This window comes from Sulfurimonas sp. (assembly GCF_026196735.1).
Classification (GTDB): domain Bacteria; phylum Campylobacterota; class Campylobacteria; order Campylobacterales; family Sulfurimonadaceae; genus Sulfurimonas.
The window spans coordinates 25,134-48,123 of the sequence record NZ_JAPHUF010000007.1 but is presented as its reverse complement, the minus strand read 5'-3'; the positions used below and the strand labels follow the sequence as shown (position 1 = coordinate 48,123).

Sequence of the window (22,990 nt, the reverse complement as noted above, 5' to 3'; positions counted from 1 at the left end):
CTGAAGATTATAATTTAGAAATATATTCAGACACGGCTTTTATCTCCTCATCGCTTAGTGCCGTTACCTGTCCTTTCATGATGCCCTTCATAGCTCCGCCATATGTTCCGTCTTTATAGCCATTTAGAGCGTTTTGGATTTTCGCACTATCCCAACCCTTTATAACCTGAGATTTTCCAAGTGCTACTTTTGAAGCGTCGGCGCCATGACAAGCCGAGCATGCCGTAAATATGGTTTGACCTGTTCTAGCCGGAACAGCAGCTTTAACTTCTGCAGCAGCAGCTTCTACTTCTTTGGCAACTGTTTCAACTTCTTCGACAACAGCTTCTTCAACTGCTGTTTCTTGCACTTTTTTTTCAACAACTTCTACTTTTTGAGTAGGCTCTTTTGCTGTCTTTACTTGACTTGAAGAACTTTTGTTCTCCTCACTACATGCACTTAAAAGCAGCGCTAAAGCTATTGGTATTACTATTTTCATCATAAAGTCCTTAAATTCTTTTATTGAGGGGATTTTACTCTTATTTATATTAAGTACAATAAAAAACATTAATCTACTTTTTACAATATATATACTTATAAGATTAGTCATAAATTATATGTAAAATTCATTCTACAAATCATCATTAACTTGATGCTAATAGTTTTTAGATATAATTCCGATAATTATAAAGGGCATTAAAAGTATGAATTTTGAACCATATCCATTTGAAAAACTAAACAATTTACTTAAAGATGTAGTGCCAAGTAAAAACTATGAACCCTCAGTTTTAACTATTGGTGAACCACAATTTGAAACTCCTGACTTTATACAAAAGGCGCTTAGTGACAATGCCGCTTTACTTAAAAAATATCCAAAAACTACAGGTGAAGATGAGCTAAGAGTTGCTCAAAGAAATTTTATCTCAAAAAGATTTGGCGTAGACCTTAGCGATGAGCAGATAATTCCAACATTTGGAACTCGCGAAGTACTGTTTAACTTCCCTCAGTTTTTGCTCTTTAACAAACAAAAACCGACAATAGCTTACACAAACCCTTTTTATCAAATTTATGAAGGTGCTGCAATAGCATCGAGAGCCAAAACAATTCATCTCAACCTAAATGAGAAAAATAATTTTAAGCCTGAGATTAATGAAGAAGAATTATCTACATGTGACTTGGTTATTTTAAACTTTCCAAATAATCCGACAACTTCAACTCTAACTTTAGATGAGCTTGGAGTGTGGGTGTTGTTAGCTTTAAAACATGACTTTGTTCTTTTAAACGATGAGTGTTACAGTGAAATATATACAAACGAGCCTATTCCATCGCTTCTTGAAGCATCTGTACATGTCAAAAATACAGATTTTAAAAATATTTTAGTTATCAACTCTATCTCAAAACGCTCATCTGCTCCCGGTCTTCGTTCAGGATTTATTGCAGGTGATGAAAATATCTTAAAAGAGTATATGAAATACAGAACTTACATAGGTTGTGCTTCACCGCTTCCGCTTCAAAGTGCAGCAGCTGCAGCATGGAATGATGAAGAACATGTTAAGACCGCTAGAGAGACTTACAAAAATAATTTTAAAATTGCAAAAGAGATTTTGGGTGTCGAAATACCAAGTGCTACTTTTTACCTGTGGCTTAAAGTTCCTAACCCGATTGAGTTTACAAAGAAATTGTTTTTAGAGTTTAATGTAAAAGTACTCCCAGGTGAATACTTGGCAAGAGAAAATGAACAAGGAATAAATCCTGGTAAAGAGTTCATCAGAATAGCCTTAGTTGAGAGTGAAGAAAAAACAAAAAATGCATTACAAAGAATAAAGGAGTGTTTAGATGAGCGATAAAGTTCAAGAACTTAAAACAAAAGTATTAGAGGCTCAACAAAAATCCGACATAGCCTCACTTTATGTACTCGAACAACAAGCACATGATCTTTTTGATGAAGATACACTTCAAGGTTTTTATGCAAATATTCTTGATTTGGCATTAGAGAGGCTAACTGATACTTTAGAAGCTCACAGAGTTATGGATATGAATGAAGTCCAAGACTTCGCAACGCTTCGTGCTCTATATGAGTATGCTGTAGAGCACTATAGTGCTGGGCAAATAGCAGATGCCAGTGCCTTATTTGAAGTACTTAGCGGGCTTAGCAATGATGAAAAATTTTCATCCGCTCTTAAGTTTCATTGGATTGCTTCTAAAGAAAACCTATCTTTAGACGATTTTATAGACAATATAGCAGATATTGAATCTACTCAAAAAGAAGGGACTTTTTACATAAGTTGTTTTAATAAAGAGGCACAAAAATTGCTAGATAAATCCCAAATAGATGGGGAGTAAGCGGATGAAAATTCATTTTATAGGAATTGGTGGAATAGGCATATCGGGATTAGCGCAATACATGCATTATAAAGGGCATGAAGTTAGCGGTTCTGATATATCTGATACTATCATCACCAAAAATCTTCGTGACTTAGGTATAAAAGTCACAGTTCCTCATAATGCATCTGCAATAACTGACCAAGATTTAGTAGTTCACTCTGCTATTATCAGCCCTGATAATCCGGAAGTTGTAGAAGCAAAAGCCAAAGGCATTGAAGTTCTTGCCCGTCGTGAAGCCCTACTGCAAATTTTAGACACTTCAAAAGTTTACTCAGTTGCCGGAGCTCATGGCAAAAGTACTACAACGGCCATACTTACATCTATAATGAGCGGTTCTGCTATCATTGGTGCAGAATCCAAAGCTTTTGGTTCAAATGTAAGATACAATCCCGAAACAGATGTTATGCTTTTTGAAGCTGATGAGAGTGATGGAAGTTTTATTAACTCAAATCCTCACTGTGCAATCGTAATAAATGCTGAGCCTGAGCATATGGAATATTATGATTACAACTATGAGCGTTTTTATGACTCTTATAAAACTTTTATCAAGTCTGCCCCATGCCGTGTTTTAAATGCTGAAGACCCATTTTTAAGTACACTAAAAGAAGAGATAGATGCCAATTGGCTATACCCGAGCAAAGATATTACAAATATAGAGTTTATACTCATAAATGATGAGCCCCATACAAGGTTTACCCTCAAAGATTTAGGTGATTTTGATGTTTGGGGATTCGGTAAGCATATCGCTCTTGATGCTTCGTTAGCGATTCTTGCTGCAAATGAGTCTATGGATATAGAAAAAATCAGAAAGAACCTGCTTTCGTTTAAAGGTATCAAAAAACGATTTGACATAGTCGGAGCAGAAAAAGGCAGCGTTATTATAGATGATTATGGGCACCATCCAACTGAGATAAAAGCAACATTTGAGTCAGTTAAAGAGTATGCACTTTTAAAAGGTTTTGATAAAATTACAGCTATTTGGCAACCGCATAAATATTCTCGTACTATAGATAATCTTGAAGAGTTTATCAAGTGTTTTGAAGGTGCGGCTGAGTTAATAATCCTGCCTGTATGGTCGGCCGGTGAAGCTAGCAGAGATATTGACTTTAAAGAGAAGTTTAAACGGTATAATCTTACAATGGCAGACAATATTACAAGAGCAAATAACACTATTACTGTCATAAAAGACAAAGAAACACTTAAAACTTTGGACAAAGGTCTTATCATAGGCTTTGGTGCCGGAGATATTACTTATCAAATTAGAGGAATTGCTTAATGGCTTATATCGCTGGGTTTGTAATTGTTGGATTTTTCTTTTTAGCACTACACTATTTTACTGAACTTACAAAGTATCAAAAAAGTTTAATTACTGCTGTTGTATTGGCAATTGTATTATCTGCAATCGCCTATAACATATACTCTACTTCTCAAAGAGAAAAGATGCTAAATGCTGTTATGAAATATAATCAAAATAAAACAATTATATGTGACGGCATTGAAGTTAATAATGAAAATTATACTTTAAGCATAGGAACATACACTTTTATTGGCAAAGAAAATACTCCTAATTATGGACGAATGATCAGTGCTTCTACTTGTGAGTGATTAAATTTCAATATTTAACAACATTTTTTGTATTATTTAGATATAATGTTTGCGATGAAAGATGATTCAAGTTACACCTTTAGACTGCTTTGCATTGACGACCTCCGGTTTCCAGTAAAATTCACCTAAAAATAAAGCTTCATATTAGATTTTCAACCACTTCAGCAATGAGGTGTATTAAACACAAAAGGATTTACAATGGCAGCATTAGTAAACGGAACAGTTAAATGGTTCAACAGCGAAAAAGGTTTCGGATTTATCGAACAAGAAGATGGTGGTAAAGATGTATTCGTACATTTCCGTCAAATTAACAACTCAGGTCACGGTCGTGTATCACTAGACGAAGGTCAAAAAGTAACTTTCGAAATTGGTGAAGGCGAAAAAGGCCCTCAAGCAGAAAACGTTACAGGTCTGTAATTTTTTCATTGAGCAGATTTTTCTGCTCAATATTCTTCATATAAACTCCCTCTAAATCCCAACATAATATAAATTCAGCTAAAATCTCTTTAATAAAGTAATTAATTAGGTATAACAAAAAAATTATGGCAATAGACAAAACTTCTAAACTAGATTTACTTATCAACCAACTTGATTTAACTGACCATATTGAGCAATTTAAAAGCTTTTTCTCAAGAGAGAGTTCTCTGTACATTGAAGGAGACCAAGAGCTGCACTATCGCTACATAAAAGCATTAGACAACATTGAGTTTAAAGCACCTCCTAAAGTAGCTGATTTATTTACCGTAAAAGCACATTTAAAAAAGCACGGTGTTTTAAACTTTGAACAGATATTTGAGATTGTAAAAATTGTCAGATATTTTCGCTATTTTAAAAGCCGTGAACTAGATGGAATCATTGGCGAATGGATGAGTAAGTTTATAGTTGAAGAAAAATTCAATGAAGTTGAGAAGTACTTCACACATGATGGTAAATTTGAAGAGAACCTTGATGAGACACTTTTTGGCTTAGGCACAAGAATAAGAGAACATAAAGCTAATATGAGCGGCTCCTTAAAGAGACTTATGTCAAGTGCCAAACTATCTTCATATCTTATGGACACTCAGGTTCATTTTATCAATGATGAAGAGTGTCTGTTAGTTCGCGGCGGTTTTAACCATGTACTAAAAGGCGCAGTTATTGGCAGAAGTAGTAGTGGTGGTTTTTATGTCTCTCCTGATTCTATTTTAAAATCAAAAGAGCAGATACGCTATATAAACCAAGAGAGAGAAGCTATATTTTATACATATGCAAAAGAATTTTCTTCTAAACTAGCTGAGCTACAGCCATTTATAAACTTTATTGACAAAGAATTTACAAAGTTTGATAACTACCAGGCCAGGGTCCTGTTTGCACGCTCGAGCAATCTTCAGATAGTAAAATCAAAAAAAGATTCTAAAATAATTTTAGACAGCTTTATACACCCTGCTCTACATAATGCAAAACCAATACATGTAGATTTTTCTAAAAACATACTTATGATAACCGGTGTTAATGCAGGTGGTAAGACTATGCTTTTAAAATCAATACTCTCAGCTGCATTTATGGCAAAATATATCATACCTATGAAGCTCAATGAGAACAAATCATATGTAGGAAGTTTTAAAAATATTTTGGCAATCATAGATGACCCGCAAAATGTCAAAAATGACATCTCTACATTTGCCGGTCGTATGCAGGAATTTTCTCGTATATTTGAGTACAAGTCTGCTCTTGTCGGAGTAGATGAAATAGAACTCGGAACTGACAGCGACGAAGCTGCGGCACTATTTAAGGTAATTCTTGACGACCTTATAAAAAAAGGTCAAAAAGTAGTAGTCACAACCCACCATAAACGACTTGCTGCACTTATGGCTGACCGTGATGATGTTGAACTGATGGCTGCCATATATGATGAGGCAAACAGAATGCCTACTTATGAGTTTATGCACGGAATCATCGGAAAGAGTTATGCTTTTGAAACGGCCAGCAGGTACGGTATCTCAAACAATATTGTAAACGAAGCCAAAGCTGTTTACGGAGACAATAGTGAAAAACTGAGCCTTTTAATAGAGAGAGGTTCTCAGCTGGAGCGTGAACTAAAACAAAAACACCAAAAAGTTGATGAAAAACTTGATGAACTAAAAGCAAAAGAGTTAAATCTCAAAGAACAAAGAGAGAAACTTTTTGCCGAATTAGAAGAACAAAGAAGTGCTCTTAAAAACAGTTATGATGCTGCAATAAACGAAGCAAAATCAGCAGCAAAAGCAGGTGATACAAAAGCTATACACAGAGCTATGGACAAAGCAAATAAAAAACTGCCACCTGAGAAAAAAGAGCAAGAAAATCGGCATGTAGAGTTCAAAATTGGTGACAGCGTTAAATATCACAGCCAAAAAGGCACTATTGTTTCAATGAAGGGTAAAAAAGATGCAACTATAGAAGTTGATGGGATGAGAGTTCATGTTAAAACAAAGCAACTCAAACACACTCAAATAGTTAAACCAAGGCCTAAAACTGATGTAAATGTACAGGTTCAAAAGCGCGCTGGACTTAAATGCGACCTTCATGGTATGAGAGCTGATGAGGCGACAGAAGTGCTGGATAAATTTCTCTCAGATGCACTTATTAACGGCTGGGATGAAGTTATAATATATCATGGGATCGGTACCGGAAAACTCTCATATGCCGTCAAAAACTTCCTTATAGCTCATCCAAAAGTAAAAGGCTTCGATGATGCTCCGCAACACTTAGGCGGATTTGGTGCTAAGGTTGTTTATCTATAAGTTAAATTGCAAGTAAAAACTTGGACTGAACCTTGAAATATGTTTTAATATACATAATATATAAAGCACTAAGCATTTTATGATATAAATTCTCATATATTTTAAGGATTTAAATTGTTAGCAAATGAAATAACAAAAGCAAACTTAAGAACTATGGTTATAAGTTTTTACACAAAAGTTTTAGAAGATGAGCTTGTAGGCCCATTTTTTATTGATAAATTGGGGCCTAATCTAGGTGGTCAAACTTGGGGTGAACATCTAGATATACTTACAGACTTTTGGGCATCTATATATCTCAGCGATATGGCATACAGAGGGAGTCCTTTTGCTCCGCACCTTGAGCTAGATGGTCTTAAAAGAGAGACCTTTGAGAGATGGCTAAAACTATTTTTTGAAACAGTTGACACGGTTTATGAACTTGATATTGCAGAGCAGTTTAAAAATAGAGGGACTTTAATAGCCGGTAATTTTATGCGTAACTTGGGCTTATAGCATTTAGCTTATTTTAGATAAAATCTATATATGGAAAAAGTAGCAATAATCGGAGCTGGAGCTTCAGGGCTTTTGTGTGCAATATTTTGTGCACAAAAGTCTTTACATGTAGATTTGTTTGAACAAAACTCAAAACCTGCTAAAAAGATTTTGGTTTCAGGAAACGGGCGTTGCAACATAACAAACAGAGACTTAAGTCCAAATGACTTTTTTTCAGATAATCCATCTTTTACCGAGTTTGCACTAAAAGAATTTGGTTTTAAAGAGTTTGAAAAATTTTGTGAGAGTATCGGGCTTATCCTTGATGTTAAAGATGACGGACGAGCTTACCCCCTTAGTAACGAAGCAAAAAGCGTAGCCTCACTACTTCTTAATCACGCAAAAAACTTGGGTGTAAATCTACATGTAGATAATAAAATAACTGATATTAAAAAGCTTACAAATGACTATGACGCTGTTGTAGTTGCTACCGGCTCTGAGGCCGCCTCACATCTTGGCGGTAACCGTGACGGTCTGGAGTTTGCCCAAGCTTTTGAACACAACATCATTCCTACATATCCATCTTTAGTACAGTTTCATCTTGATTCTAAAATCGCTCATAAGATGAGTGGAGCCAAGCTAAACGGTGAAGTAAGTCTTCTTATAAACAACAAAAAAGATTCTACATGTAGCGGAGATATTTTATTTACAAACTACGGAGTTTCAGGTTTTGCAATATTAGATATATCTCAAAGAGCAAGTGTCGCTTTGATGGAGTATGCAAAGGTTAATATAGCCATAAACCTGCTTCCAAATTTTAACGCACAAAAACTCTCAACTCATATTAGTAAAGTAGCTTCAACTCAGCCAAACTTTACAATAGTTGATATTTTAGCCGGTTTGGTTCCTCTAAAAATAGCGCAAGGTCTTTTAGAAGATTTACAAATATCTAACTCTACATGTAGTGCTGATATCGGTACAAAACTTAGCAAAAAAATTGCAAATACCATGTTGAACTGGAGATTTGAAGTGAGTGATACTCACGGTTTTCGTCATGCAGAAGTTTGTGGCGGTGGAGTAGATACCACTGAGATAGATCCAAAAACAATGGAATCTTTAAAACACAAAAACCTTTACTTTTGCGGTGAAGTCTTGGATGTTGTAGGACGCCGAGGCGGATATAACTTTGCCTTTGCATGGGCAAGCGGTTACCTTGTGGCAAAAAACATAATAAACTCTTAACTATTTTTAGATAAACTACTTTTATACAACATAAAGGATTCCTACATGTCAACATCTCTTATTGTTCTTATCGTAATTGCTCTAATCTTAGTTTTAATGTATAACTCGCTTGTTGCAAAGAAAAATCAAGTCGAAAATATCTTTGCAAGCGTGGACACAGTTCTTAAAAAAAGATACGATCTCATCCCAAATCTTGTTGCAGCTGTAAGCAAATATATGGAACATGAAAAATCTCTTTTACAAGAGGTTACAAAACTTCGTGCAGAGGCAAACAAACCAAATATAAGTGATGAGCAGAAGATTGCTCTTGATGCAAAAGTAAGCTCTGCTCTTGGTTCTATTATGATTGCCGTGGAAAATTACCCTGATTTAAAAGCAAATGAAAATGTTATGCACCTTCAACATACACTTCATGAAGTTGAAGAGCAGATTTCAGCAGCTAGGCGCGCATACAATCAAGCTGTTACCGACTATAACAACGCAATAGAGATGATACCTACAAACTTTATGGCTTCGGCAATGAACTACACAAGAAAACAGGTATTTGAAATCGTTGAGACTGAGCGCAAAAATGTAGATGTAAAAGAGCTTTTCAATTAAGACTACATGTAGATGAAAAGCATAAGCGACTTAACTGATTTTTATTATAAAAACTTATTTCCTACTTTAGAGAAATTAGAAGCTGATAGAAAAAAACTTAAAGAAAAAGTTATTATAATCGGTGTTATCTATACCCTTATTACTGCTTTTATCGCTTATAATCTAAGTGGCTATTTAGACTTTATACTCTTTGCATACATTGCTCTTGGTGCGATTATATACAAATTTTTAGTCCATGACTATACACATGAATTTAAAATGAGCGTTATCAAACCTCTTGTTCATGCTATTGACAACTCTCTGCTATACTCTTCTAAAACACATGTCTCAGAGTACCTTTTTAACCATTCAGATTTGTTTTCTAAACCTGACAGAATGAGCGGCAACGACTATGTCAAAGGCAAAATTGATGATATAAATATTCAGTTTTCCGATATTCATGCTGAGAAAAGAAACAGAAACTCAAAAGGAAAAGACAGCTGGAGTACTATATTTAAAGGGCTCTTTATCATTTCAGAGTTCAATAAAAAATTTCAAGGTCAAACAGTTGTTCTGCCTGATACCGCTCAAAATACTTTTGGAAATATTATAGGAAACTGGCTGCAATCAAAAAATATGGCTAGAGATGAGTTAGTCAAGATGGATGATCCGGAGTTTGAAAAAGAGTTTGTGGTTTACTCTACAAATCAAGTCGAAGCGAGATATATACTGTCTTCTTCACTTATGAAAAAACTGCTTGCATTTAAACATAAATCCAAGCATCCTGTGCATATCTCGTTTATAGGCGGTCAAATTCATATGGCTATTGAGTACAATAAAGATCTGTTTGAACCGGCAATATTTAGCTCACTCCTAGAGTATAAAGTTGCGATGGAGTATGTTAAAACTCTACATTTAGCCATAGGTATAGTCCAAGAACTAAAACTAAATCAAAAACTTTGGAGCAAAAAATGAATGAAAAAAATATACTACTACTTAGCATAAAAGACTTTTTAACTCCCAAGATGCTCAAATACGCACTTTTGCCATTTCTTATCTCTATAATTATTATGTATCTTTTGTTTTTTGTTATTGCCGGCATTGGCATAGACAACCTAGCAACCCTAGATGTGCAAAGCACTCAGACGACTATGCAAAATGGCATACCCCATACTGAAAGTTTAACAGCACAACTTCAAGGCTCTGATATTATAAAATACCTGATGAGTTTTGCAGTGACTTCTTGGGTAGTTACTTTTCTCATCTATGCTATTGGCGGTTTTTTGACTCTGCACGCTTCTATATTTGTAGCCATAATAATTGTAGGATTTTTAACGCCGCTTGTTATGAGAGAGCTGCAAAGAAGGCACTATAGAGATGTAGAAATAGTAGGACATTCTAATATTTTTGAGGTCCTGTTTTCTATCATAAAATGGTCGGCTATAATGATTGTGCTTTTTATATTATTGGTTCCGTTTTATTTCATACCGTTTGTTAATATAATTGCTTTTAACCTTCCTCTTTACTACTTTTTTCATAAGATGCTGACATTTGATGTCTCAACCAACCTCTGTAGTGCGGAAGAAGACAGGCAGATAAAGTACTTTAACAAAAATAGTATAAGAGCTAAAACATTACTACTCTATGTTATCTCATTTATACCGTTTGTTGTACTCTTTGGAGCTATTTTTTATGTGATATATTTAGGACACACTTACTTTATAGAAGTTAGAAAACTAAGACAAAACTCTTAGTCTTCCTCTTTATCTGTCTCTTTTTCAACCAAAGCTTTATACGCTTCATCTTTAGGTACTAAACCGGCTTCATATAAAAACTGTGAGGGCACAAAGTTTATTTTTTTGATTTTGTCATACTTTGCATAACTCAGATAAAGTATGTCTTTGGCTCTTGTCACTGCAACATAAAAGAGTCGTCTCTCTTCATCAAGAGAACCGCCTCTTTGCATAAGTTTTCTATTTGGAAATCTTCCATCCATCAAGTCAACTACATACACTTCTTTGTATTCAAGTCCTTTAGAAGCATGCACACTTAAGAGGTTTACGCCCTCACCCTGTGTTAAATCTGATGAACCCAAAATCATAGCATTTAAAAATCGCTCATGTTCACTATACGGCTTTGAGAGTTCTTCTAATAAAATCATTTTTCTGCTGATATTAGTCAGTGATTCAGTTTTTTGCTTTTCATCAATTGTTCCGTCTTTAAGTTGCGCTCTTTTACTTGCTAACATATCTGATATATATTTATATACGGCAGATTGAGCTATCTTTTTTACAATAGTTTTTGGTTGCTTTATCCCTTTTAAATCACGATAAAGCAGATAAAAATCATGTAAAAATGTAGCCGAATCCTTTGTAAGTTTTGGGTGTTTTAAAATAGGATTTTTCATAAACTTAGCTTCAAATCCAAGCTTTGCAAACTTACCTACAGCTCCTAGTTCTAAAAAGTCATCAAAGAGTCCTAACTGATGGTTAAGTTTTCTCTTTTCAAAAGGATTTTTTATAGACTCATCAGGTGCATAAAGACCATAAAATATACTTCCGTGTCCTAATGTTTTAAGTGCAATATATATCTCTTTTGCCATTGCACTTCCTATGCCTCTTGCAAACTCAAACAGGTGTATAAAACTCATCATGTCTGATTCATTTACAAGGAGTGTATAAAAATCAAGAACTGCTTTTACCTCGCGTGAATCAAAAAAGCTTGTACCGCCTTTTCTTTTACAAGGGATTCCCAACTCTCTCAGCCCAACTTCTATGCCATCAGCAGAAGAGTTGTTTCTAAATATAACAGCTATCTCTTCTCTTGGAGTTTGAGAGTCTCTTATTTGCGCTGCCATTGCATGGTACTGGTCAAACAGCTCATCATAAGCTAGAAGTTTTGGCTTGTGTGTATCTTGACTTCTCGTAACCTCCAGCTGCTTTGGGTATATCCTCTCGTTATGCTCTATAACTTTGGTAGCCAAAGAGAGGATAGGAAGAGTAGAACGATAGTTTTTAGTAAGTGTATGAACTTTTGCATCTGGAAACTTTGTTGAAAATGAGCCAATTATTGAGATGTCTGCACCGTTAAAGGCATAAATACTCTGGTCATAATCACCGACACAAAATAGTGATGGCGGTTTCATCGCATCTATAAGTGTGCCCTGAAGAGCATTTGTGTCTTGGTACTCATCTACAAGAACTTCTTTATATCCAAGCTCTTTTGTTTTGCATATATCTCTAAAGTTTATAAGCAAATCATTAAAGTTTACAAAGCCATACTCTTTTTTAAGTCTCTCAAACTCATCAACAATATCTGCATATATCATCGCAAAGAGTTCATGTTCTGGGTATGTATTTATTATCCAAGTGTCAAAGCTGTTTTGCAACTCTGTATTTTGATAAAAAGAGTACAAGTCATAAAGGTAATTTCCGCCGTATGGAGTTATCTCAGCACCGATATGCTCAAATGAACGCTTCTCAAACACACTTCTAAATAGTGTTTTTAGCTCTCTTTGCTGTTTTAAGACAACTTTTTTATTCTGTTTTTTAAGCCACCTGTAACTCACAGCATGAAAAGTGCCCGCATCAATCTTGGATGCTACATCTTTTCCAAAAAATTCTGCGACTCTTGCAACCATTTCAGCGGCTGCTTTGTTCGTAAAAGTTAAAAGCAAAATTTCTTGAGGTTTAACACCAGAACCTATGAGATAACCTATTCTACCGACTATTGTAGAAGTTTTTCCAGTTCCGGCGGATGCAATAATAAGGTTTTGAGAATCGCTAGAAGTTGCAGCGCTATACTGTTCTGGATTTAAACGAGAAAGTGGCAAAGATTGGCTCCTACAAAAATTAAGAGTGTGATTATACAATGATAAGCTTATTTTAATTGAACTAAAAGCGATTAATAAAGATATAAATGTATTTATAATGTCTATCGGTTAAATCAAAAATAAACTTTATAATGCTAAAATATCACAAAATCATAAATTAGGGTACTGCTAATGAAGCTTAATGACAAAATACTAGAAGTTATTTCTCATGAGACTAAAGATACTATCGGTATGATGGATGTCGTAACTCCGTCTATATATGCTTCCATATTTTCTAAGTATGCAAATTTACACAACACTGACATTAGTGAAGAGCAAAATATTACTAATGATTTATTAGACGAAAAAATTGCTTTTTTTACAAATATTCAAAATCAAACATCTAATAATGCTAAAAGATTAAACGACAATACAAATAGAGCTATTTTTGCTATAAAAGGCAAAGATGAAAAAATCCTTAACGAAGTTTTACAAGAGACACAAGAATTAAGACAAGAGATAAACAGCCTAAAAGAGTTAATGTACAAAGATGAACTTACTCGTGCTTATAACAGAAAATGGATGAACGATAATATTTTAAATGAGGATGCTCAAGAGCTTAAGGATTCCGGTACTCTTGCCATAATTGATTTAAATTATTTTAAAATCATTAATGACACTTATGGACACAACATAGGTGATAAAGTTCTAGTTTTTATTGCAAACCAACTTAAAAAAACCAAAGAAACTGTTGTGAGATATGGGGGAGATGAGTTTATCGTTATGTTTTGTGAGGGAACCACACATAAGACTGCTCTTTCAAAATTAAATGCTATCAGGGAAGATCTTTTAACTAAACATATCAAAGTAAAAGACACTTCTTTTAAAATTAGTTTTTCATTTGGTGTGCAAGAGTTTAAAAAAGGTGATAGCCTTAATGATACTATTGAAAAAGCTGATAAATACATGTATGAAGATAAAAAAGAGATAAAAAAGAGAATTTCTGGCATATAAAATCTTCTGATGAAGTTATTTTGTGATTAAATGGCTCTATATTTAGAACAACTTTTTTATAATATAAAAAATATTATCACAAAATAATATTTATCTTTCTATATAGGTTTATTATTTTTTTTAATAATACAAATAGTTACATTATTTACTTTATCCTTCTAAAAACCCCTATTTGGCGTGCTTATACAGAAAACACTTTACTTTATATAAACAAATATACATGATTAAATTAATACTGTTTTAAGAATACAACTGTATAATATTTAATTGAGATGTTATATATCGTTTTGATTATCACATAAAAAGGTTTTTTTGCTATGAAAAAATGTAAATTTATTTTCTTTTTCTATATTTTTTTTAGCTGCTCTCTTTATGGAGCAAGTATTGTGGGTTCCAAACATGATTTGAGTATGTCAAACTATTACGGTCTGGGTAGTAGTACTACAAGTACAGAAGTTTGTGTTTTTTGTCACACTCCGCACTCATCAAATGCTCAAGAGTTAAAAGATGGTCCACTCTGGAACAGAAAAATAACCGATACATCAGTTTTTGAGATGTATAATGGAGCACCTGAGATGCCTTCTCATACATCTATGTTATGTTTAAGTTGTCATGATGGAATAAGTTCTCAGGGAGTTAGTGCTGTTAGTTCATATGATGGTCACAATGTGCTTAATCCTCCCGGTTCTGGTACAGGAGGAAGTGCGGGTCCAAACTGTAAGGCTTGCCATCCATTTAGTAGGGGCGAAGCAGGTTTATACCCATCTGAGGTATGGCAAATAGGACCTATTCTCTCTGATGATCATCCTGTTTCCATAAGCTACAACGATGCTGCTAGTGCAAGACCAAGTGAATTCAAAGCTGTTCCGGACTCTGATGTGAAACTATTTGGAGGACAGGTTGAATGCGCAACATGTCATGATGTACATGATCCTGAATATGGGCTTTTTTTAAGAAAACCAAATGTCGGAAGTTCGGTATGTAACTCGTGTCATATTAAATAGATACATCAAGACAAAAAGAGAGTTGCAAACCTATAAAATCTCCAAACAATTCTATGTAGTCTAATATTTAATAATAAGCTTTAATATTTAACAATAAAGTTTGTTGTAAAATACATGTGTAAGTCTTAGTATCTCAAGGAGTTGAGTATGGTTATGCAAAATGATTTATTTTTAAAAACAGGACTAACTCAAAGGTTAACGGTTACTGCTTTGCTTGAGAAACTAAAACCTTCACTTGATTATCTGACTTATAATGTAAAACGCTACAAAGTACCGGTAGCTCTAGTTTTATTTTACACGGAAGAGGATGTGTCAAAACATCTACGCGAGTGTATGAGGCTGACAGATGCCCTACTTTCGGTTAAAATCGGCGATTCTTATTTCAATTTTATATACTTGCCATTTACAGAAGAAGCTAATGCTTACTCTTTTATAAAACATATTGAACGAAACAAACTTCAAGACATTAAAAATCTATACTATTTTGAAAATTTAAAAAATGCAATATATAATCATTATAATTTTATAAACTCTTATCTTTTTGAAATTGCCCAAAATGACAAAGAGCCTGCTTAAATAAAGCATCAAAATACTACTGTATAAGCAAACACTCACTTCAATTTAGATACAATCGCAAAAATTATAAAAGAACGATTTAAGGCTAAGTATATGTCAGCAACAAGCTACGAACCGCAAAATGTAGAAAATGAATTTTATAAAATTTGCGAAGATAGAAAATATTTTGAAATAGACGGCAATGCTGCCATTCAAAAAGAGGGAAAAAACTTCTCTATCATGATGCCACCGCCAAATGTTACAGGGCGCTTACATATAGGTCATGCGCTAACATTTACACTTCAAGATATCATAACTCGCTATAAAAGAATGGATGGGTACAAAACTCTTTGGCAACCCGGAACTGACCACGCAGGTATTGCAACTCAAAATGTTGTAGAGAAACAGCTTCTAGCAGAAGGAACAACTAAAGAAGACATAGGACGTGAGAAGTTTTTAGAAAGAGCATGGGCTTGGAAAGCAGAGTCTGCTGGAATTATGACAGATCAACTTCGCAAAATGGGCGTCTCTCCTGCTTGGGAACGCGAGCGTTTTACAATGGATGCAGGACTTCAAAAGTCTGTTAAAGAGGCATTTGTTCATCTTTATAACCAAGGCCTTATAGTTCGCGGCAACTACATGGTTAACTGGTGTACGCATGATGGTGCGCTTAGTGATATCGAGGTTGAGCACGAAGATCATGATGGTAAATTTTACCATATCAAGTACCCATTTGCCGATGGAAGCGGCTTTGTAGAAGTAGCAACTACTCGTCCTGAGACATACTTTGGCGACACTGCAGTTATGGTTCATCCAGATGATGAGAGATACAAAGACCTTATAGGTAAAAAAATTAAACTACCCCTAATTGAGCGTGAAGTAGCCATTATTGCGGATTCACATGTAGATATGGATTTTGGAACCGGTGTGGTTAAAGTAACCCCTGCGCATGACCAAAATGACTACGAAGTAGGAAAAAGACATGACCTTGAATTTATCACAACATTTGATGAAAAGGGCATTTTAAACGACTATGCCGGAGAGTTCAAAGGACTTGAAAGATTACAAGCACGCGAAATCATTGTAAAGAGACTTGAAGAAGAAGGTTTTATGGTAAAGATTGAAGACCATAAACACCAAGTAGGACACTGTTACAGATGTAAAAATATTGTTGAACCTTACATCTCTAAACAATGGTTTGTTCGTAAAGAAGTCGCACGAGAGTCAATTGAGAAAACAAATGCCGGTGAAGCTCAGTTTTTTCCTCCACACTGGATAAATTCTTATAACTCTTGGATGGGTGAACTTCGTGACTGGTGTATAAGCCGACAACTTTGGTGGGGGCATCAGATTCCGGTATTTTATTGTGATGAGTGTGAACATGAATTTGTAAGTCAAGAAGATGCACCAGATGCATGCCCTAAATGTTCTTGTAAAAATGTAACTCAAGACCCTGATGTTCTTGATACTTGGTTCTCTTCTGCTCTATGGCCTTTTTCAACTCTAGGCTGGGGTAATGGAGATGCTGAAATGGATAAACTTTTCAAATCAGACGATATGAAAGATTTTTATCCAAATACTCTTCTTATTACCGGTTTTGACATCCTTTTCTTCTGGGTAGCTAGGATGATGATGATGGGTGAGAGTTTTAACGGACAACTTCCGTTTAACCACATTTATCTTCACGCTCTTGTTCGTGATGAAAAAGGTGACAAGATGAGTAAGTCCAAAGGTAATGTAATCGACCCTCTGGATATGGTAAACAAGTACAGTGCAGATATCTTGCGTTTTACTCTTGCAATAAGCGCAGCTCAAGGCCGTGACATTAGAATGAGTCAAGAAAAACTTGAACTAAATCGTAACTTTACAAACAAACTTTACAACGCTACTAAATACCTTCAAATGAATGTTGATACATTTCCTGATATGGCTGGTTTTTGTGTTGAGAGTGACTTAGGTCGTTATATGATGAGCCGTCTAAACCTCGCTACAAAAGAAGTCCGTGCAGCTTTAGATGAGTATAAGTTTAATGACGCTGCTACTGTAATGTACCGTTTTCTTTGGAATGAGTTTTGTGACTGGGGAATCGAGCTTAGTAAAGCAGATAAAGCTTCTATCGTTGAGCTTGGAGCCATTTTTAAAGAGGCTATGAAACTTCTGCATCCATTTATGCCTTTTATTACAGAGTATCTTTATCATGAACTTTCAGGTACATCACTAAAAGATTCTGACTCTATTATGATTAAAAAATATCCTTTTAAAATAAAACAACGCAAAGAAGAGAAAAAATTTGAGATTATTATGGATGCTATCGTATCTATAAGACGCGCGAAAGTTTTAGTTGACTTAGCAAATCAAAAAATCGAAAAAGCATTTGTTAAAATCGATGATATCAGTGACAAAGACAAAGAGATGATGCTTCCATTCATCGCCAAGCTAGCTAAAGTTGAAGTTGTCGAGTTTACCCAGAGTAAAATTGACAACGCAGTAAGCGATATCGCAGATACATGTGAGACTTTTATACCGACTGATTCTATTGATTTAAGTTCTATTATCTCTAAGCTTACTAAACAAGATGAAAAACTTCAAAAAGAAATAGACAAGCTAAATGGTATGTTAAACAATGAAAGATTTGTGGCTAATGCGCCGGAGGATGTACTTGTAAAAAACCGCGAAGCTCTAAGTGATGCCACCACTAAACAAACTAAAGTAAAAGAACAATTAGGCTCTCTTAAATCTTAAGAGAGTTACTCTTTAGGTACATATACTAAAACATCACATTTTAGGCTTTGCATTAAACTCGATGCAGTTGAACCATAAAGCAGTGCACCTGTATTATTTACTCCACTTGAGCCTAAAACAACTAGGTCATTGCCGTTTGTATTTACATAATTTGTAAGAGCATTTGTAACCCCTACTCTATCTTCTATAAGTTCTGCATCGCTTATGTTGTTCTCTTTTGCAAATTTATCAAACTTTTTTTGTTCTTGTGTCTGTATCATTTTTTCTATCTCAACTCTAACCTCATTATCAGCATCATTATTATATTTCAAAGCAAAATCTGTATCGCTCATTAACTTATAGGCATAGACACACTTGATACTCCCTTGGTGGAAGAACTCTTTAGAGAAAAGTATACTCTTTTTTGAAACCTCAGAGAGGTCTGTAAAAGCTACTATATTTTTATATGCTTCACTAGAGTTATTTTTTACCAAATGAAGTGGAAGATGACTTTTTTGTGCAATGTTGTGTGCAGTTGAGCCAAGCACAGAAGTTGTAAAATTTTTTTTCTCATTTGCACCTATTACAATCATACAGGCATCTCTATCTTTTGCTATATTCATGATAAAAACAGACGGTTTAGCTTTTTGAACTTCTATAGAGTAGCTTAAACCTTGAGTATCAACACCGTTCAATAGTTTTTTTATGCCTTTTATAGCACTAGTTTTTAATTTTTCAATTTTTTCATCTTTTATAAAATTACCAAAAAAACCAATATCTATTGCATGGGCTATAGTAACATTTGAATCATTTCTTTTAGCTAGTAAAAAAGCTCTGCTCAAAACCTCTTTTGCATTATTTGAAATATCCAATCCCACTACTATTTCACTAAAATTTTCCATATTTTTTTGCGCTCCAGTATTTTTAAATTAATTGTATCACATATAACACAAACAGAACTTATTATTTAATTTCTAGTTAGTTTTCATACGATATTATCGACACTTTGTTAATAAACTTCATTTAAAACAGTATTGCATATTATTGCCAATATATTTAAACAATAATTATGGCAATTCAAGCAAACCTTCATAACACTTTAGATATAATCGCAAAATTTTAAAAATACCACTTTTAAGGCACTGTACAATTGTTTGATTTAAAAAAATACTCATCAACAAATATCAAAAACGACATTTTATCTGGTTTAGTTGTTGCAGTTGCATTAGTTCCTGAGGCTATAGCATTTAGTTTTATAGCGGGAGTGAGCCCAATTGTTGGTTTATACACTGCATTTATACTAGGGCTTATTACTTCACTTATCGGTGGAAAACCAGGTATGATTTCTGGTGCTACAGGTGCAGTTGCTATAGTTTTTGTAGGTTTAGGGATTGAAGCTACTGCTCTGCTAGAAGCGCAAGGTGCAGACAGAGAAGCCATTGCAATGGGCGTGCTTCACTACATACTTCTTGCAACTGTTGTAGCCGGTCTTATTCAAATATCTATTGGTTTTTTAAAACTTGGTAAATTTATCCGCCTTGTTCCAACTCCTGCTATTCACGGTTTTGTAAATGGTCTTGCCATAGTCATAGCTACTTCACAGTTTAAATTTTTTGAAGGGCAAGGCTACATGATGTATGTTTTAGCATTTGTTACTATGGCTATTATGTATCTGCTTCCAAAAGTAACAAAAGCTATCCCTGCCGGACTTGTGGCTATAATTGTTATAACTCTTGGAGTATATTTTACAAAGGCTGAGACTCTTTTACTTGGTGGTCTTGATGACATGAGTAAATATGCAGGACAACTCCCAAGCTTTGAAATCCCAGAATATATATTTAGCATGGATGCTATCATCATGGTTCTTCCTTATGCAGTCATTGTAGCTCTTGTGGGCATTATCGAATCACTTCTTACTCTTAGTGTTTTAGATGAGATTAGTAACACTCGTGGTTCAGCAAACAAAGAGTGTATAGCACAAGGAACTGGAAACATTACTTGTGGTTTCTTTGGTGGCATGGCAGGTTGTGCTATGATTGGTCAAAGTATCATTAACTATACATCAGGCGGCATCGGAAGACTTTCATCATTTGTCGCGGCTATTGGACTTATCATCCTCGTTGTATCAATGTCAAATGTTTTAAACGCTATACCTGTAGCTGTTTTAGTTGGAATAATGTTTATGGTAAGTATCGGTACATTTGAGTGGTCTAGCTTCTCGCGCATAAGTCGTATGCCAAGAACAGATGCCTTTGTCATGGTTGCAGTGACTGTTATTACAGTTGTAGAGGATTTAGCAGTTGCAGTTATTGCAGGTGTAATCATATCGGCTCTTGCTTTTGCTTGGAAACATGCAAGAATAACAGCAAGAGTATATGCAGAAGCAGATGGAACTCAAGTTTATGAGCTTGATGGTCCTCTATTTTTTGGATCAGCTACTACATTTGGAGACAACTTCGATATAGCAAATGACTCTCCAAAAGTTGTTATAGATTTTAAAAATGCAAGGGTTATGGACAGTTCAGGTGTAGAAGCCATTGATGCTATCACTAAAAAGTATGAAGATGCCGGTAAAAACCTGCTTCTTCGCCATCTATCGGCTGATTGTAAAGCACTACTTAAACAGGCTGGTCCACACTGTGCACACAATGAAGAGGATGATCCAACCTATAAAGTTGCTTACAACTACTAATTACTCTTTACGACTATATAACTCTCGGGTTTTATAGCTTTATACTTTGACATGCTCATACCGATACTTGCATTCATATATGTTGGATCTGCTATAACAAACTTTCTTCTTCCTTTTTTTACACTATCACCTTCCATAGGTACATATAGTGCTGTTGCCATGTGATCTTTGTATTTAACACCAACAACAGGAACATGAAATAACTCTTTAATCAGGTATGCATAAAGCACTGCTCTATCTTCACAGTCTGATTTATCATAATAAAGAGTCTCTTGCGCAAACATGACTTTTTCTCTGCCAAACTGTATATTGTCAACCTCGTATTTAAAAGATTTTTGCACAAAACTTAACACAAAATTCATAGCTTCACTTGCTTTTTTACCATCAATCTCTTTTTTGAGTGCTGATGCAATTGACTGATAAGTCATACTATCAAGAGGAGCATTGAAAAATGTTTCATAATCTGCTTGCGGGTATGTAGCCATAAACTCTATGAGGTTTTTGTTGTATTCATACGCGATACTGTAACTATTTCCAAATTGGGTAAATTTAAGAGTTTTTCTGTCTATATCGGATGCAAACAGAGGGAGTGTTTTTAATGATAAATCAAGCGGCTTAGTTGAACCTGGATAATCTTGCTTGTAGGAAAAAAGTCTTTTTGTACTTTCTTTTGCATAATCAGCGATAACATAGTACTTTTTATCATCAAAACTATAATTTGGCGTTGAATATATTGTCTTTTTTGAGTAATGCATCAGTACAACATGCTTTTTAACCAGCCCTACCTTAACTGCATAACCCAATTTGTTAAATATAAACCAACTAAGAAGTCTAGAATTGTCCTGATTTTTATATACTTTATTTGATATTTGTAAAACAAGTTGATAAACACCCCAATCATTTAAATTCATTGACTTTGAAACTTGCTTTATATCTTGGATTAAATAACTATATTCACTTGATGCAGCACTACTAAAAAAGTTAGATATTCCTTTTTGATTTTGAGGATAAAAGTTAGCTTGTTTAATTTTATGAGGAATATTAAACCCAATATTTGAACCATAAAAATCAAAATTGATATCTTTTTTTTGTTCCGCTTCTTTAACTTCAACAGGCTTATCAATTGGAGTAGGCTTTATAACTTCTGCAATTTTTATTGAAATCTTGGGACCGACCGGCTTTGTTTGTTTTTGCATTGCCGGAGTAATGTTTTTTGGTTTTGGCTTTTCATATAGTGGCATTTCTGAGTGTGCACTATATGCCTTAAACTGCTCTTGCAAATATGTGTTGAAAGTATTGTCTCTTTCATCTTGAAATTTAGTAAAAGACTCCGATTGAGATCTTTTAAAATCCTCAAAACTTCCTGCATTAAGTGTAGAGATGCATAAGATTAGAGCTAAACTAAAATGGCCAAGCTGCTTGAATAATTTTACTTCCCCAACCTTGTTGTGTTGCACGGTCAACATCTCCTTGTGTTTGATAAAGAATTTTTGCTTCGCTCATCTTAGCAGAACTTATTCTATTGTTTTGATCTATATCATATGGGCGAATAACACCGCCAATTTGTATGATTTGTTTTTGATTATCTATTAATATCTCTCTTTTACCGGCAATAAAGTAGTTTCCATTTTGCATTACCTTTACTATTCTAGCAGATACTGTAGTTGTAAAAGATGCATCTTTTGTAGCGCTGCCCTGCCCTGAATAATCACTGCCGTTTTCCATTCCAAAACTAACACCTGCTACATTATTTGCACTTTTTAAAGCTGAGTTGATTGCTGCACTATTACCTGTCGAGCCAAAGCCGCCACCCAAAAAGTCAATTTTATCGCTTTCACTAAGACTCTTGCTTCCGCTACTAGAACTTTGAGCATTTTCAGCAATAACAACTGTGACAATATCATTTACATGCATAGCTTTATGATCTGAAAAGAGAGGATTGTCACCTTGTCCAAATATACTGCCAATAGATGCAAAATCCTGCTTGTCATCTTTTGATGGCATCTGCTCAACATATGCCGGTGGTTCAAAATTAATCTCAGGATCTGTTAAGTTTGCTGTGCACCCAGATAAAAAAAGTATAGTACAAAAGGAAATTGTCAAAATTAAAAGTTGTTTCATTATTATCTCTTCAGGATTTAGATATATTAGTTATAATGCTAGCAATAAT

21 protein-coding genes are annotated in these 22,990 nt (G+C 34.6%); 16 read left to right on the top strand and 5 right to left on the bottom strand.

Annotated features, from left to right (window positions below; translation table 11 throughout):
* Positions 1–7 precede the first annotated feature (7 nt).
* On the bottom strand, positions 8–478 hold the full coding sequence (locus tag OQK60_RS03510; RefSeq protein ID WP_297684127.1) for a c-type cytochrome: 471 nt from the start codon (positions 476–478) through the stop codon (positions 8–10).
* Between the two features lie 205 nt (positions 479–683).
* Between OQK60_RS03510 and OQK60_RS03505 the strand changes: the two genes are divergently transcribed.
* The 11 genes from OQK60_RS03505 (at position 684) to OQK60_RS03455 (ending at position 10,777) form a co-directional block, all read left to right on the top strand.
* Positions 684–1,826, top strand: coding sequence for a succinyldiaminopimelate transaminase (locus OQK60_RS03505; RefSeq protein WP_297684125.1), 1,143 nt, complete (start codon positions 684–686; stop codon positions 1,824–1,826).
* Entirely contained in the window at positions 1,816–2,322 is a 507-nt protein-coding gene (locus OQK60_RS03500; RefSeq protein WP_297684123.1) for a hypothetical protein, read from the top strand. The genes OQK60_RS03505 and OQK60_RS03500 overlap by 11 nt, the downstream gene beginning before the upstream one ends.
* Positions 2,323–2,326: 4 nt before the next feature.
* On the top strand, positions 2,327–3,640 hold the full coding sequence (murC, locus tag OQK60_RS03495; protein WP_297684121.1) for a UDP-N-acetylmuramate--L-alanine ligase: 1,314 nt from the start codon (positions 2,327–2,329) through the stop codon (positions 3,638–3,640).
* Positions 3,640–3,969 carry a hypothetical protein gene (locus OQK60_RS03490; protein WP_297684119.1) on the top strand — a complete coding sequence of 110 codons (330 nt, stop codon included), beginning with the start codon at positions 3,640–3,642 and terminating at the stop codon, positions 3,967–3,969. The genes murC and OQK60_RS03490 overlap by 1 nt, the downstream gene beginning before the upstream one ends.
* 198 nt (positions 3,970–4,167) lie before the next feature.
* Positions 4,168–4,386 (top strand): cold-shock protein, encoded by a 219-nt coding sequence (locus OQK60_RS03485; RefSeq protein ID WP_297684117.1) that lies wholly within the window; start codon positions 4,168–4,170, stop codon positions 4,384–4,386.
* Between the two features lie 125 nt (positions 4,387–4,511).
* Positions 4,512–6,731 (top strand): endonuclease MutS2, encoded by a 2,220-nt coding sequence (locus OQK60_RS03480; RefSeq protein WP_297684115.1) that lies wholly within the window; start codon positions 4,512–4,514, stop codon positions 6,729–6,731.
* 114 nt (positions 6,732–6,845) lie between these two features.
* Positions 6,846–7,223, top strand: a complete 378-nt coding sequence (locus OQK60_RS03475) for a group III truncated hemoglobin (protein WP_297684113.1) — start codon at positions 6,846–6,848, stop codon at positions 7,221–7,223.
* Positions 7,224–7,253: 30 nt separating this feature from the next.
* A complete protein-coding gene (locus tag OQK60_RS03470; RefSeq protein ID WP_297684111.1) occupies positions 7,254–8,444 on the top strand; it encodes an NAD(P)/FAD-dependent oxidoreductase in 1,191 nt (396 codons plus the stop codon).
* 45 nt (positions 8,445–8,489) lie between these two features.
* Complete coding sequence (locus OQK60_RS03465) at positions 8,490–9,044, top strand: LemA family protein (protein WP_297684109.1); 555 nt, start codon at positions 8,490–8,492, stop codon at positions 9,042–9,044.
* 12 nt (positions 9,045–9,056) lie between these two features.
* Positions 9,057–9,998 carry a DUF3137 domain-containing protein gene (locus tag OQK60_RS03460; RefSeq protein ID WP_297684107.1) on the top strand — a complete coding sequence of 314 codons (942 nt, stop codon included), beginning with the start codon at positions 9,057–9,059 and terminating at the stop codon, positions 9,996–9,998.
* Positions 9,995–10,777, top strand: a complete 783-nt coding sequence (locus OQK60_RS03455) for an EI24 domain-containing protein (protein WP_297684105.1) — start codon at positions 9,995–9,997, stop codon at positions 10,775–10,777. The genes OQK60_RS03460 and OQK60_RS03455 overlap by 4 nt, the downstream gene beginning before the upstream one ends.
* Here the strand turns inward: OQK60_RS03455 and OQK60_RS03450 are convergent.
* Entirely contained in the window at positions 10,774–12,855 is a 2,082-nt protein-coding gene (locus OQK60_RS03450; protein WP_297684103.1) for an ATP-dependent helicase, read from the bottom strand. The two genes, OQK60_RS03455 and OQK60_RS03450, sit on opposite strands and share 4 nt — an antisense overlap.
* 171 nt (positions 12,856–13,026) lie before the next feature.
* On the opposite strand from OQK60_RS03450, the gene OQK60_RS03445 reads away from it, so the two are divergent.
* The 4 genes from OQK60_RS03445 to OQK60_RS03430 all read left to right on the top strand — a co-directional run bounded on the left by OQK60_RS03445 (position 13,027) and on the right by OQK60_RS03430 (position 18,149).
* Entirely contained in the window at positions 13,027–13,848 is an 822-nt protein-coding gene (locus OQK60_RS03445; RefSeq protein ID WP_297684101.1) for a GGDEF domain-containing protein, read from the top strand.
* A 317-nt stretch (positions 13,849–14,165) separates the two neighbouring features.
* A complete protein-coding gene (locus OQK60_RS03440; protein ID WP_297684099.1) occupies positions 14,166–14,852 on the top strand; it encodes a hypothetical protein in 687 nt (228 codons plus the stop codon).
* A gap of 153 nt (positions 14,853–15,005) precedes the next feature.
* A complete protein-coding gene (locus OQK60_RS03435; RefSeq protein WP_297684097.1) occupies positions 15,006–15,428 on the top strand; it encodes a hypothetical protein in 423 nt (140 codons plus the stop codon).
* Between the two features lie 93 nt (positions 15,429–15,521).
* Positions 15,522–18,149, top strand: coding sequence for a valine--tRNA ligase (locus tag OQK60_RS03430; RefSeq protein WP_297684095.1), 2,628 nt, complete (start codon positions 15,522–15,524; stop codon positions 18,147–18,149).
* Between the two features lie 5 nt (positions 18,150–18,154).
* Here the strand turns inward: OQK60_RS03430 and OQK60_RS03425 are convergent, their stop codons facing one another.
* Positions 18,155–19,030, bottom strand: coding sequence for a universal stress protein (locus tag OQK60_RS03425; RefSeq protein WP_297684093.1), 876 nt, complete (start codon positions 19,028–19,030; stop codon positions 18,155–18,157).
* A 248-nt stretch (positions 19,031–19,278) separates the two neighbouring features.
* Between OQK60_RS03425 and OQK60_RS03420 the strand changes: the two genes are divergently transcribed.
* Positions 19,279–20,820, top strand: a complete 1,542-nt coding sequence (locus OQK60_RS03420; RefSeq protein WP_297684091.1) for a SulP family inorganic anion transporter — start codon at positions 19,279–19,281, stop codon at positions 20,818–20,820.
* On the opposite strand, the gene OQK60_RS03415 is transcribed toward OQK60_RS03420, so the two are convergent.
* On the bottom strand, positions 20,817–22,277 hold the full coding sequence (locus OQK60_RS03415) for a hypothetical protein (RefSeq protein WP_297684089.1): 1,461 nt from the start codon (positions 22,275–22,277) through the stop codon (positions 20,817–20,819). The genes OQK60_RS03420 and OQK60_RS03415 overlap by 4 nt on opposite strands.
* Positions 22,222–22,941, bottom strand: a complete 720-nt coding sequence (gene flgH / locus OQK60_RS03410) for a flagellar basal body L-ring protein FlgH (RefSeq protein WP_297684087.1) — start codon at positions 22,939–22,941, stop codon at positions 22,222–22,224. The genes OQK60_RS03415 and flgH overlap by 56 nt, the downstream gene beginning before the upstream one ends.
* Positions 22,942–22,990: the final 49 nt, after the last annotated feature.